Raw genomic sequence first — 13,403 nt, forward strand, 5'->3', positions numbered from 1 at the left:
AGAAACGGCTTAGTCAGATATCATTACACTATTCAGTCGAATCAACAACAACCTTCGATATCCTTTAAAACGTTTTTTGTTCTACATTGTCTTTGATAAATGATAGTTTCCCACCATTCAATCCCCATAACTCATCAACATGCTCTGCGATCGCTTTTGATCGTGAACTGATGATGACACACTTGTTTTCATTTTTTGCGTATATACGTATGTACTCCATGACCATCTCTAGCGAAAGTTCACTTAATGACTCAATCGGTTCATCGATCAAAACAATCTTAGGATCCTTGATCACCGCTTGGGCCAAATAGACTCTTTGCTGATTGGCAACAGATAATTTTTTTATTTTCTGCTTGGCCAATTTCTCATTGATCCCAACTTTTTTTAAAGCTTCATAAAAATAGGGATCACCTTTTCCTTGCACAGTCGAATTGAGTGCACACAATTTAAGCATCGTCAAAGCTGTTTCATTAGAGAGAACATTGTACTGTTGGAAGATGGCCCCTAGCTCTTGTTGACGATAATGGTCTCGATTAATTGCATTTAGATTATGATTTTTAAAAAGAATGTCACCCGAACTGACCTTGTCCAGTCCGGCAAGCAGTGCCAGTAACGTCGTTTTACCCGCACCACTTTTCCCTAAAACACCATAGACCTGCCCCAACGAAAAATCGATGGTTACATCGTCCAACACAGTCACGTTGTTCTTTTTATGCGTATATACTATATTTTTAAGAGAGAGAATCATCACTCGTCTACGTTCCTTTCTAACAAAAATTCAAGTGGTTCAAATTTGAAAAGCTGATAACTATCAATGGCTGTAATTGTCATTAAAAATAGGCTGGTGATTCCCAATGTGTTGAAAAAGGAACGCTTGTTGAGCATCATCGGAATTGATTTTATAGTTTCAGTTTTCCCATTAGGCATGTTGCTGAATAACTGGTCAACATTTCCCATCCACATTTTCTGATTTAATAATTGCCAATCAGCGATCGGTTGTACGATCCAGTTTGTCACTAGTAGGGCTATGCCAAAACTAAATCCTGTCACGATAAGTAATTCAAGTAGCCGACTTTTGATCAATTGTTTCTTAGTAATGCCTAGATTACGCAATACACAAATCTCCGCCTGTCTTTGCCTAAATTGTCGCAGTGAAAACAATGCCAATCCAAAATTGCCAAAAATAAAAATCCCTAGCAAAATAGTCCCATCAAGTGTTCCTACTCCATTAACTGGACTTAAAAGCATTTTAAGATTAGCTTCGTTCGTCATAACTTGGTACTCACTAGGTAACCCCTTTGTTTCCATTTCCTTTAGAAAACGATCAAAATCGTTCTGGTTTTTCAATTCATATGACACATTGTTATAGCCAACCTGGTCGAAATTTTCCACAGCATGGATCGTTTCCCAATTTGTAAAAATATCATTGCTTTGAATCACCATAAATTCACTAGTTCCAACTATTTTGGCTGTTTTTTTAGGTTGATATATTCCGGCAATACTCAACGTTTGAGGCGCCAGTTTTTCATTTCCTGTTACCGTTACTTGAATCGAATCCCCTATTTTCAGTTCATTTAGCTGAGCGAACGCACTGCTGACCAAGCACTCATTCATCTTTAACGTTGAATTTCCCGTACTGATTTCCATGCCACTTTCAGCAAGCTCTTTAACCAAATCTTGTGGACCTACACCAAACCAATTTGCGCTGACTTGATAGAAACTCTTTTCCAGCTCATTTCCCTCTATTTTCTGAAACTGAATAGGACTTGGTATTTCGATTGGTTTTAACGTATTGAATGAAATCGGAATACTAGCCATCATTTTTACACTATTGACATATTTAGACTCTCCAAATTTGAGATACTGTTCTTTTGTTAGTTTTTTTTCATGCGTTGAATTACTTAAATCTGGTTCTATAACCGTTGCGACAGTGGAAAATTGTTGGCTGTAGTCACTTGTAAAGCGTTTGGCTGAAGTATAAATAGTTTCAGTAACGATGATGCCTAAAATCAACAGAAATAAAAAAATACAGACAACTAAACATTTCCAACTATGTCTTCTAAGATTTAAGAAAGCATGTTTCAAGACGAACATGTTCTTGCTCTCCTCCTTTCTTGTTCCTACCATACCAAACCAATTGTTAACTGAATGTTAACTTTCAGCAACTTGGGGAAATGACAGATAAAAAGTCGACCCCAAATTCTTCTTGCTTTCTACATACACAAAGCCCTGACATAAATCACATACATGGGAGACTACGGATAAACCGATCCCGTAACCATCTTGTTTTAGTCCATTGATTCGATAGTTATGGTCAAAAATAGTCGCATGCACATTGGGATCAATTCCTTTTCCCTGATCTTTGATCTCAACGATAATACTCCCTTTACGATTATTGACAGAAACAGTTATTGGTTTTTGTTCACCGTATTTAATGGCATTATCGACTAAATTTGACACTGCGCGATAAATCCAGCGATTCTTTCCTAAAATAAAGGTTGAACCAACTTCGTCAAAAGAAAATGAAAGCTCTGGGTAACTTTTACGATAGGTATCACACACTTCCGCACAAATCAATGAGACATCTACTTGTTCACTCATCGCTTCGTCTGTACTATTTGACAAGGTTAAAATATCATCGATACTATCCGTCAGACGGTCCAAAATATGCAGATTAGCGGTTTCGTTTTGCTCTAATTCTAGATTAGCTCTTAAAACTGCGATCGCATTTTTTTGCTCATGTGTTAGATAGCTGCTTAAGCGTTTATAATCATTCAAATGCCCATCAAATTTATCTTTAAGCTGTTTAAACGCTTTAGCAACTGCTTGATCTTCCACTTCTTTTTCTGAGAATTTTTCTAAAAACTGCAGATCATGGATAATCGTCACCATTTGCTTCGTGTAAATGCGCCGCAGCACATACCATAATGTCATGGTCAAGACTAACAAAGCAGAACATACGACCAAGATGATCATTGGTAAATACTTTAAGAGGCTATTTAAATAAATATCATCCAGCGCTTTGGTGCTGACCATCTCATCAGCCCTAACTTCTAATGTAGTAGCTGGTTGGGCCGTCATTTCCGTTGAATCATTGATGACATAGACAGCAGAACCAAGCGATTGACCAATATTCATAGAACTCCAGTTACTTTTTATTGCAAAAAAACCACCGCTAATAATCAAAATGACAAAAAAGGCAAACGTCAATACAGTCAAACTGATTTTCAAATTTACTCGCATAATTGATATCCTTTCGCTCGAATTGTTTTAAGTAGTTCTTTGTCTGAAACCTGAGCTAGCTGTTTTTTTAAGCGAGCCAAGTGTACTCGTAAAACAGAAGAAAATGGATCAAAGTTTTCGTCATAGACATGCTCCGCAATCTCTTCTGTTGAAACTACAGCAGGATAGCTTTGAGCGATACACAATAAAATATCAAATTCTTTAGGCTTTAAAATAACTTCCTTACCGCTATAGCTGACAAAACGCTTGACTGGATCAATCGTTAATTGCCCAATCTTGATATGTGGCGAGGAGCGCCCATGAAAACGCCGAATAACCGCACGAATGCGGGCAACTAATTCTAATAATTCAAAAGGTTTCACTAAATAATCATCCGCTCCAAAATCAAGTCCCTTCGCCCGCTCTTCAATTTCATCTCTCGCTGTGATAATGATAATCGGGCTATCTATATTGGAATTCCTTAAAAAGTTTAAAATCGATAAACCATCTTTATCAGGTAAATTTAAATCTAATAAAATAGCATCATATGTATTTACATAAGCTTTTTCTTCTCCAGCCAAACCAGAAAAAGCTAAGTCTACTACGAACTTTTCTCGTTCTAAGCCTTTTTGTACAGATAATGCCAACTCTCGATTGTCTTCAATAATTAATATTCTCATCTGTCACGTTCCTTTCCAAATAGCCGACACGGCTCAATAGTTATCTCATAAGATACTACACCCAAGAATGATTTGTCTATGCTTCATTTTTTAGTGCGAAAATAAAATAACAAAAATCCAGCAATTGTATTTGGGAATTTCAAATACAATTGCTGGATTTTTTTGCCTATCTTTATTGATCATTCGTGTAAAATACTAGCGACTTTTGTCGTGATCAAATCAATCGCTACATGATTTTCGCCACCTTCTGGAACGATCACATCTGCATAACGCTTCGTAGGCTCAATAAACTGATGGTACATTGGTTTTACCACAGTCAGATACTGTTCAATAACAGAGTCTAATGTTCTACCACGCTCTTCCATATCACGTTTGATTCTACGGATGATCCGAATATCATCATCAGTATCTACATACAATTTAATATCCATTAATTCTCTTAAACGGCTATCTTCCAAAATTAAAATACCTTCTAAAATAATTACTTCTTTTGGTTCTTGAATAATGATATCCGAACTTCTTGTATGGGCAACATAATCATACACTGGTTTTTCAATCGTCTGATAGTTTATCAACTGCTGTAAATGTTCGATCAACAGGTCTGTATCAAAAGCAAACGGATGATCATAATTTGTGGCCAGTCTTTCTTCAAAACTCAGATGGCTTTGATCTTTATAATAAGAATCTTGTTCCAACATCATGATCGAATGATTGGGGAAATGATTGAAAATCGCCCGACTAACACTGGTTTTTCCACTGCCGGAACCGCCAGTAACACCAATCACGATTGGTTGAGTATTTTTCATTCAACGAAACCTCTCTCTTATGTGTAATAGTCATAATAACCTTTTTCTATTATAATAGAAACGAGCAAGAAAGCCACAATTTTATCTATTTAATTAAAAAAACTGTTCATTTATTCAATCAATTTATTAGAAAGGAACGATCCGATGATAATTAAAGAAATCCGAGAACTTCAAGCTGCCCACTACGACCTATTATTATTAGCCGATCCAGACAAACTTTTAGTTGAAAACTACGTCAAACGTAGCATTTGTTTTGAAGCTGTGTTTGACGATACCGAAGCAGGTATTTTAGCTTTGCTTCCTACTAGGCCAGAAACCTTGGAAATCGTCAATATTGCTGTAGCTAAACCATATCAAGGTCAAGGAATCGGCGAGGAATTGCTTCAATTTGCACTGAGTTATGCTAAAAATGGCCAGTACAAAACAGTAGAAATCGGCACGGGTAGCACTAGTTTTGGTCAATTATATCTGTATCAAAAATGTGGCTTCCGGATGACTAGTATTGATCGAGACTTCTTTCTTCGTCACTATGAAGAAGAAATCGTAGAAAATAAGCTGATTTTAAAAGATATGGTTCGCTTAAGTATTGATGTATAACCTAAAAAAAGAGAGCAAACGTCTTTGTAGTGACTCCAAAAAGTTAGACCAAAAATCTAATTTTTGGGGTCGGTTCAGTCTTCACAAAGCGTTTGTTCTCTTTTGTTATTATTCTAATACATCAAAAATCTCATCCAAACGACTAATTTCATACGTTGGCTGAATCTCTGAATGTGCTGGTTGTTTTGATGGATTTAACCATAATGTTTGAATTTTAGCTAAATTCCCCCCTTGAATATCTGAAGCCAAGGAATCGCCAATGATCATTGTTTTTTCATGTTCAAAATCAGGAATTCGTTCAAACACATAATCAAAATATTCTTTCATCGGTTTTTGATAACCTACTTCTTCTGAAACAAAAATATCGTTAAAAAATTCAGTCATACTTGAATCTTTTAGCCGTTGATACTGCGTCTTTGCTACACCGTTTGTCACAATATATAAGTCATAATCAGGTTTAAGGCGTTCAATAATCGCTTTACTATTTCCAAGCAAATCGTGACCTTGACTTAAATGTTCACGATATTGTTCTCCCATTTTTTTCCCATCTACCTTTTTATCAAGCTGCGCAAACAACAAACTAAAACGAGTATCAGTAACTGTCTTTTTATCTGTTTTTCCTTGCTCAAATTCACGCCATAATTGACTATTGATTTTTTTATAAGTTGCTTCTATTTCATCCGTCAACGTTATATCTTCTTCTTCAAAAAGTGCCTGTAATGCTTTTTTTTCTGTTAATTGAAAATCTAGCAATGTATCATCAACATCAAATAATAAGGTTTTAAATTTCATAGTCCACTCTCTTTTCTTTTTTATGAATCGTAAAATAAGGCAGTAGCGTCTTTAATTCCTCTTGGTTCAACGAACGATACTCGCCTAAACTAAGGGTAGGATCTAATTGGATCGGTCCCATGGATAAACGTTTTAAATAAACTACTTTTTTTCCAACAGATAAAAACATTTTTTTCACCTGATGAAATTTGCCTTCCGTAATATCTAAGTATGCACGACTTTTCTTTGTTTCTGAAGATAAAATCGTCAGTTCTGCTGGCTTACATTTTTTACCATCTGAAAAAATGATTCCGTCCGCAAAGGTTTCACAGTCAGCTTCAGTCAATCGTTCATTCACCACAACCTCATAGCGTTTCGTTACTTTTTTGTGCGGGAGTAGCAATTGATAACCCAACTGACCATTATCAGTAAGCAACAACAGCCCTTCTGTATCGCGATCCAACCTCCCAATCGGATAGATTCCTGCTCTTTGATCCTTTACATCCAGTAGCTCAATGACTGTTTGATGGTGTGCATCCTTGACTGCAGTCACGACACCTTGAGGCTTATTCAACATATAATAAACATGAGCGCTTCGCTTGATTTTTTTATTACCAACATAGATATTTTGCAGCTCGGCATCTACGTTTTGGCTTTCATCTAGTATGATCTGTCCATCCACTGTGACTTGTTTACTGCGAATCAGTGCTTTGACTTTTCTTCTAGAACCAATCTTTTCTAGTTCCAATAATTTATCTAAACGCATCTATTTTTCCTCATTTCAACTAATAGTTTAGTATAAACTTTGGAGAATGAAAAGAAAACAGGATTCAAAAAAGACACATATTTTAACAAAATAAACTTTAAGTAATGTTTAAAAGACTTCCTTCTATTCCTCACTTCCCTTGACTTAACTTTGGATTCGCGTTATGGTTGATATAGAAAGTGAATAAGGTTTCTCAAAAACAGCGTAATGACCTGGGAGAGAATAACGTATTATAGGAATTTTCCCCTGGATAATTGTGCACAATTATTCGGGATTTTTTGTTTTTGCAGTGCATTTTGTAAAGGCTCTTTGTTCAATTTTTATTTGGACAGGAATGCTTAGCTAAGTAATTGACTTTACATGGATTCACAGCAACAAGTAAGACTCCTATTTTCCATCATTTTGCCTTTTGCAGATAACCAAATACAAATTCATTTTGATTTATTTAGCTTCACGAGCTAGCCTTTCGGAAAAAAGATAAAATATGCCTATGACAAAAAGCGTCACAAACATATTTACCTATTTTTCTGTCGAGACTAAACGAGCTCGTTCAGCAATAAATCACATCAAGCTGCTCAAATCAATCCTTAGGAAAATAGATAAATTGCAATGAGACAAAAAACGTTTCAATGTCCATTTCCTAATTTTCTACAGGATCAAGCGATTTGTTCCGCTTTAAATTTAAGGAGGATTTTGGTTATGTCAGTATCATTAGAAGTTAAAGAAAGAGCTGTCCGTCCACGTTCCCTAAGAAATCAACTACGTCACTCTGGTCAAGTTCCTGCAGTCGTTTATGGGTATGATATCGAAAGCACACCTGTTTCAGTTGATCAAAAAGAATTAACAAAAATTTTACGAGATAATGGTGCCAATGCCGTAATCACAATGACGATTGGTGGTAAAAAAATCAATACGTTAGTGTTTAAAGTGCAATTGGACACTTTCACAAGTCAAATGAAACATATTGAATTTCTAGCTGTAAACATGAAAGAAACAACAGAAGTTGAAGCTGAGATCGTTCTTGTTGGCGAATCTGAAGGTGTAAAAGTTGGTGGTGAGCTAGCACAAAACTTATATAATGTTTTAGTTTCAGCGACACCTGATAAATTACCAGAACGTGTTGAAGTAGACATTACAAAACTTGCTATTGGTGATGCAATCACAGTTGCTGATTTACCAGTTAATAAAGATTACGACATTGTAACGGATGGCGAAGAACAAATCGCAGCGGTTGTTGAAGCAAAATCTGCAACTGAAGAAGAAACTTCTGAAGCTGCCGCTGAACCAACAGTGATCGGTGAAAAAACAGAATAATTAGCTTCATTAACTATACTTTTAAAGAGGTTGGGTCAGAAGTGTTTAATTCCGAAGGAGTTGCTTCTGTACCCACCGTTTATTCAGATTCCTTGAGGATAGGATATGACTCATAGAGTTATGTCCTACCCTCTTTTCTTTCATTTATCAAGCATTCTACTTGATTTTTTCATCAAACATGACAGAAGCCAGTTTTGACTAAATAAGGTATACTATGGATATTAGATAGCTAAAGGGGGTCAAATAAATGGTTGAAAGTTTTGATAGTAAACGTAGTCGTTATGCTTCTCTTGGTGTGGTTGAAAGGTTACCAGGTGCTTTGATTGACAGTATCTGGCTGATTATTGATTTGGATTTAAAAGGAGTCATTCCTCTGACGAACATGTTATATTTTGATTTGATTGATAATGGCGGAAAAGTAACGATTCATTTTTCACAAGAAATCAGTGATGTCCAAATGGCTGTTGATTTGCCTTTTCCTTACTATGAAGAATATCCATCTCAAGTTTTTGCCTTTGATGATGGAAACAAAGAAACGATTTTACTGCCAGCAGAAATGTTGGAATAACGATAAAAAACAATACCAGACAGTTTATTAAACTGTCTGGTATTGTTTTTATTTTTATGATTATGCCATTCGTTTCGCAATAAATGAATAAATCGCAATACAAATTACAGCACCGATCAAAGCTGATATAATTGGAAATCCTCCAATGATCGGACCAAAATTACCTAGCAACATTGTACCGACCCAGCTTCCGATAAAACCGACAATAATATTGCCGATTACACCACCTGGCACATCTCTCCCTAAAATCGCTCCGGCAATCGCACCTAGCACACCACCTACGATTAATGACCAAATAAAACTTAACATAATAATTTTCCTCCTTAATATATAAGTAACAACGTTCCGCTTCGCAGCACCTTGTACTTTTCAACATTAAAATAATAGATTACTTATTCTAACGTACGCGTACTATTTTCGTTTGTTTTTTCAGACTCACTATCTTCTTTTTTCTTATTTTCAAACTTCTCAGCATATTGATCTTTCGTCATGATATCATCAACATTCATATTGAATTCAATCACATCTAACCCTGTCATATTTTTAACTTCTTCTGCAACTTTTTTCGTAGCAGTGTCAAATACTTGGGCAATATTTTTACCATATTCGCCAATGACATCCAAATCAATCGCCACTTGCTTCGTCCCCACTTCGGCACTGATGCCTTTCGTCGGATTATTGCCATTCGTAAATTTTTCGGTCAAGTTAGTAATGGCATTTCCGCTCAATCCTAAAATACCAGGAATTTCCGATACGGCGATACCAGCAATTTTTTTCACGACTTGATCGTCAAATGTTAGTTTCGTTTTGATTCCTGTTGCATTTGTTCCTTCAGTTGTGTTCACATTTGCTTTGTTATCCATTTTCTTCTCAACCTTTCTGTGATTTGTTTCAATTTATTTTCATCTTTCAAAAAAAGCCTGTATGGACGCTAAAATTGAAGAGATAGAACGTTTTTCATCTTGCATCGTTCCAATAAAATAACCAATGCAAGGAAATAGAATGAGTAAAACAGTTTTCCAAAAACCAATCGTCATCAAAAGAATCGCTACAACGATAAACAAACTTGTAAAAAGAATCTGGTTTCGATAAGGAGCTAATGTCTTTAGTTTTTTCAAGCTAGTTCCTCCTTTAAATCACACGTGAGCCTTTTTTATTACTTGGCAACAAAGAAGCGTCTGCTTTACGTTTTTTAAAAACAACTTTCGTCTTATTTGTCTCAAGTTTGGCCATCTGCTGTAATGCTTGCGGGATTTGCTCTTGGATTTGTTTTCCTTTACTCAAAAGTTGTTGCTGTTTTTCGTCGATTACGGTGACTTCGACATCCGCTTTTTTGGTGTTTTGTCAGTCTTATTTTCACCTGTGTCTCCTCAATGTTGACAATGTCACGTAACGAAACTCTAGCAATTGATTCTAATGAGCGTAATGGTACATTTACTTGCCCCATTTCTTTTTTCAGATAGATTTCTTTTTTGCGGATTGGCTTGAATAAAACCAACCCAAATGCTAAAACTAAAATCGCTAATAGCGTGAACATAACCACTTGATAAAAATAGAACAACCAATCGTACTGAAACGATAAATCTTGGAAAAATGTCGTCACAACGCCTAGGTTTTCCAATTGAGAATACAAGCCAAGAATACCAAAAATACCTGCTATTAATAGTAAAGCAATAAGTCCTTTGATCACTCGCATAGAATGTCCCTCCAACGTTATTTTTTCAACTATTTCTATTTCCATATCTACTTTTTATGTTAAACTCATTTTCCGACAATTACAAAAGATACGCATACCTCTTGTCTGACTTTCAGAATGCATCCCCCTTCTAAACCCCGGTATGAGTTCGTTCAAGCAATTAAATTAATTCACAAAAAAAAGTTGAATGCTACAGTTTTCACCATAGTCACTCAACTTGTTTTTTACTTACGCTACATAAGCCAAACGATAAGAAACAGTTCTTCCGAATGGGAATACTTGTAGATCTTTTAATTTATCGGCTTTAAGATAGCCGATTGCGCCTTGATACAAAGGAAGTACAGCGGCGTCTTTTTCAATCAGTGTTTCTTCTAGTTCTTTCAGTTTGTCCCAGCGTTTTTCTGGTTCATTAGCTAGAGTGATTCTTGCATCATTCAACCCTTTATCATATTCTGGATTATTATAGCCTGCCGTATTCAATCCACTTTTAGAATCATAGAACTCTAAGAAATTGATTGGGTCAGCGTAATCTGGTGTCCATGTACCAAAAACTAAATCAAAGTTGCTAGCTGTTTGTAAATCTAAACGATTTTGCAGTGGTACTGATTTTAATGTAATTTTTAAACCAGGTAGATTTTGTTGTAATTGTCCTTGAACATATTCAATTGTTTTTTTAGCCAGCGCAGAATCAGCTGAAAGCAATTCTAATTCGATTTCTTCTTTGCCTAATTCTTTCTTAGCTGTTTCCCAACTTTTTTGAGCCGCTTTTAAATCAAATGGCAAGAAATCACCATTTTCTTTGCGGAAATCTTCACCATTCTCTGGATCTTTTGCAAAATCTTTAGGCACAAAACCGTTGATTGCCGTTGAACCATCACCTAAGATATCTTTTGCAAACGTATCTTTATCGATTGCTTGTAAAATCGCTTTGCGAACATTTACATTTCCCGTAACTTCACGTTTATGGTTAGGGCTCAAATATCCGACCATGGCTTTAGGCGTAAAATGTGCTTGAGGTGAATCTTTATATTGCAATGCATAAGTATCTGCTAAAACAGTATAATCCAAATCGCCTGCATCGAATAAATTTGTACCTGTACCGATTTCTTTCACAACATTAACATCGATCGTATCTAGTTTGACATTTTTTTGATCCCAATAATCTTTATTTTTTGTCAATGTCCAATTTTCTGTGTTACCGTCCCAACCAGAAATAACAAATGGACCATTTCCAACAAAATTATCCGTAGAGGTTCCATACGCATCGCCTTTTTCTTTGACGAATTTTTCGTTTTTGGGCATAAATGGTGTCCCAACTAAGACTTGAGCTAAATAAGGAATTGGATATTCCAGTGTCATTTCCAAGGTTTGATCATCGATAGCTTTTACACCAAGCTCATCTAACTTGGCTTGTCCTTCACGGATTTTTCGACCATTTTTAAAAATATCCATTTGATTACTGCTACTTGAACCAAAACTTGGATCAACAACATTTTTAAATGCAGATACAAAATCGCCAGCTATAACTGGATCGCCATTGCTCCATTTGGTTTCTTTTAGTTTGAAGGTGTAGACAAGCCCATCATCACTAACAGTTGGTTCACTTGCTGCAACTGCCAATTCTGGATCATGATTTTTATCCATTCGATAAAGACCTTCGACCACTTGACCGATCATATCTGAGCTATAAACATCTGTGTAATGAGCACTATCCAGTGTTGACAATTCGCCCCCTGAAGCAACTTTGATTACTTGCGTCTCTGCTGTTTTTCCGTCATCTTTTTTACCAGACGTATCCGTTGCCCCATTACCACCGCCACAGGCCGTTAATAACAATCCCGCCGCTAAAACAAAAACACCAAATTTTTTCTTCATTCTCTAATTCCTCCTCTTTTTTAAAGCTGAATAGAACGCTTACTTCTTGAATAGTTCTGTCAAGCTAAATACTTTATAACTCTTCAACAACATAACGAAAAACCGCCTGCTCTTGTTTTAAATGATCATAAGCAAAATCAGGATGCCACTGTACGCCTAAAAAAGCTAAACTAGGATCGGTACTTTCTACACCTTCGATGATGCCATCTTCACTAAGAGCTGTAACACTTAATTCCTCTGCTAACTCTTTTACTGCCTGAAAATGAAATGAATTAACAATTGTTTCTTTCCCATAAATTTTACGTAAAACACTTCCAGCTTCTGTCCGAATCTGATGTGTGGGAATTTCTCTAGCTATCGGTGCTTGCATGTGCGCAACAGTACTCTTGTTCAACTGACTAATATCTTGATGCAAACTCCCCCCAAGTGCTACATTGACTAACTGTAGCCCGCGACAAACTGCAAAAATAGGCTTTTTTTGCTTGATAGCTTCTTCAATCAAAGCTAATTCAAATTGATCACGTTCTTCAGATAACGACGCTTCTTCAACTTGGATGGTTTCTCCATATAATGTGGGTGAGACATTTTGCCCACCTGCTAAAATCAACTTATCGATTTGATTTATATACTCTCTGGCTAAAATAGGCGAGCCAACTGGTAAAACTAATGGCAATCCACCAGCATTTTGAATGGCTTTTACATAGCCGCAAGGTGTGTAACTGATCGGTAAATGATACAACTTTGCTCCCGCGTCATTAATCTCATTCGCTGCAATCCCTATAATTGACCGTCTCAATCAACACCACTCCTTTTTACTATCCGATAATAATTGTACATAGTTTATCAGATATATAGGTGAAAGGATAGTACAAATCAAGGCTGTGCGATAGTTTTTAACTATCACCGTTTACTTACTTTTTAAAAGTGAATAACTAATACTATTTTACCCTAAATTCATTGAATCAGTAACTTTTATGCTTAAAAGAAATTTTTTCTGAATATTCTATACAATCAACGGTTGACAGGCAGAAAAACTGGTGGTAAAGTTATAAAAAACAAAGAACAGAAGAGTACCTTTATTATTTCGTTAAAGAGAGTCTTTGGCTGG

17 protein-coding genes and 1 other annotated feature (1 of these 18 only partly in view) are annotated in these 13,403 nt (G+C 36.0%); of the genes, 3 read left to right on the top strand and 14 right to left on the bottom strand.

What is annotated here, in order from left to right:
• Positions 1-64: 64 nt before the first annotated feature.
• The 5 genes from A5819_RS03625 to udk form a co-directional block, all read right to left on the bottom strand.
• Entirely contained in the window at positions 65-748 is a 684-nt protein-coding gene (locus tag A5819_RS03625) for an ATP-binding cassette domain-containing protein (protein WP_086281792.1), read from the bottom strand.
• On the bottom strand, positions 748-2,094 hold the full coding sequence (locus A5819_RS03630) for an ABC transporter permease (protein ID WP_086281791.1): 1,347 nt from the start codon (positions 2,092-2,094) through the stop codon (positions 748-750). Before A5819_RS03630 ends, A5819_RS03625 begins: the two co-directional genes overlap by 1 nt.
• A gap of 57 nt (positions 2,095-2,151) precedes the next feature.
• On the bottom strand, positions 2,152-3,243 hold the full coding sequence (locus A5819_RS03635) for a sensor histidine kinase KdpD (protein WP_086281790.1): 1,092 nt from the start codon (positions 3,241-3,243) through the stop codon (positions 2,152-2,154).
• Positions 3,234-3,902 carry a response regulator transcription factor gene (locus A5819_RS03640; RefSeq protein ID WP_086281789.1) on the bottom strand — a complete coding sequence of 223 codons (669 nt, stop codon included), beginning with the start codon at positions 3,900-3,902 and terminating at the stop codon, positions 3,234-3,236. The genes A5819_RS03635 and A5819_RS03640 overlap by 10 nt, the downstream gene beginning before the upstream one ends.
• A 179-nt stretch (positions 3,903-4,081) precedes the next feature.
• Positions 4,082-4,708 (bottom strand): uridine kinase, encoded by a 627-nt coding sequence (gene udk, locus A5819_RS03645; RefSeq protein WP_086281788.1) that lies wholly within the window; start codon positions 4,706-4,708, stop codon positions 4,082-4,084.
• 144 nt (positions 4,709-4,852) lie between these two features.
• Here udk and A5819_RS03650 point away from each other — a divergent pair, with 144 nt between their 5' ends.
• The gene (locus A5819_RS03650) at positions 4,853-5,305 is read left to right on the top strand and encodes an N-acetyltransferase (protein ID WP_086281787.1); all 453 of its coding nucleotides are present in this window, start codon (positions 4,853-4,855) and stop codon (positions 5,303-5,305) included.
• A 108-nt stretch (positions 5,306-5,413) separates the two neighbouring features.
• Here the strand turns inward: A5819_RS03650 and A5819_RS03655 are convergent, their stop codons facing one another.
• Positions 5,414-6,097, bottom strand: a complete 684-nt coding sequence (locus A5819_RS03655) for a YjjG family noncanonical pyrimidine nucleotidase (protein ID WP_086281786.1) — start codon at positions 6,095-6,097, stop codon at positions 5,414-5,416.
• Entirely contained in the window at positions 6,087-6,842 is a 756-nt protein-coding gene (locus tag A5819_RS03660; protein ID WP_086281785.1) for a 16S rRNA pseudouridine(516) synthase, read from the bottom strand. Before A5819_RS03660 ends, A5819_RS03655 begins: the two co-directional genes overlap by 11 nt.
• Positions 6,843-7,541: 699 nt before the next feature.
• Here A5819_RS03660 and A5819_RS03665 point away from each other — a divergent pair.
• Both A5819_RS03665 and A5819_RS03670 read left to right on the top strand, forming a co-directional pair.
• Positions 7,542-8,156: a 50S ribosomal protein L25/general stress protein Ctc gene (locus tag A5819_RS03665; protein WP_086281784.1), complete on the top strand. Its 615-nt coding sequence runs from the start codon at positions 7,542-7,544 to the stop codon at positions 8,154-8,156.
• 247 nt (positions 8,157-8,403) lie between these two features.
• Positions 8,404-8,724, top strand: coding sequence for a DUF960 domain-containing protein (locus tag A5819_RS03670; protein WP_086281783.1), 321 nt, complete (start codon positions 8,404-8,406; stop codon positions 8,722-8,724).
• A 60-nt stretch (positions 8,725-8,784) separates the two neighbouring features.
• On the opposite strand, the gene A5819_RS03675 is transcribed toward A5819_RS03670, so the two are convergent.
• The 7 genes from A5819_RS03675 to A5819_RS03700 form a co-directional block, all read right to left on the bottom strand.
• Complete coding sequence (locus tag A5819_RS03675) at positions 8,785-9,033, bottom strand: GlsB/YeaQ/YmgE family stress response membrane protein (protein WP_069638886.1); 249 nt, start codon at positions 9,031-9,033, stop codon at positions 8,785-8,787.
• Between the two features lie 83 nt (positions 9,034-9,116).
• Complete coding sequence (locus A5819_RS03680) at positions 9,117-9,587, bottom strand: Asp23/Gls24 family envelope stress response protein (protein WP_086281782.1); 471 nt, start codon at positions 9,585-9,587, stop codon at positions 9,117-9,119.
• A 39-nt stretch (positions 9,588-9,626) separates the two neighbouring features.
• Complete coding sequence (locus A5819_RS03685) at positions 9,627-9,842, bottom strand: DUF2273 domain-containing protein (protein ID WP_086281781.1); 216 nt, start codon at positions 9,840-9,842, stop codon at positions 9,627-9,629.
• Positions 9,843-9,855: 13 nt separating this feature from the next.
• Positions 9,856-10,008, bottom strand: a complete 153-nt coding sequence (locus tag A5819_RS19680; protein ID WP_254907211.1) for a hypothetical protein — start codon at positions 10,006-10,008, stop codon at positions 9,856-9,858.
• A complete protein-coding gene (gene amaP / locus A5819_RS03690) occupies positions 10,001-10,420 on the bottom strand; it encodes an alkaline shock response membrane anchor protein AmaP (protein WP_254907212.1) in 420 nt (139 codons plus the stop codon). Before amaP ends, A5819_RS19680 begins: the two co-directional genes overlap by 8 nt.
• Before the next feature lie 228 nt (positions 10,421-10,648).
• On the bottom strand, positions 10,649-12,295 hold the full coding sequence (locus tag A5819_RS03695) for a peptide ABC transporter substrate-binding protein (RefSeq protein ID WP_086281780.1): 1,647 nt from the start codon (positions 12,293-12,295) through the stop codon (positions 10,649-10,651).
• A gap of 73 nt (positions 12,296-12,368) precedes the next feature.
• Positions 12,369-13,091 carry a gamma-glutamyl-gamma-aminobutyrate hydrolase family protein gene (locus A5819_RS03700; protein ID WP_086281779.1) on the bottom strand — a complete coding sequence of 241 codons (723 nt, stop codon included), beginning with the start codon at positions 13,089-13,091 and terminating at the stop codon, positions 12,369-12,371.
• A 253-nt stretch (positions 13,092-13,344) separates the two neighbouring features.
• Positions 13,345-13,403, top strand: a binding site (T-box leader); it runs 172 nt beyond the window's last position.

This window comes from Enterococcus sp. 7E2_DIV0204, from assembly GCF_002140855.1.
GTDB classification, from domain to species: domain Bacteria; phylum Bacillota; class Bacilli; order Lactobacillales; family Enterococcaceae; genus Enterococcus_L; species Enterococcus_L lemimoniae.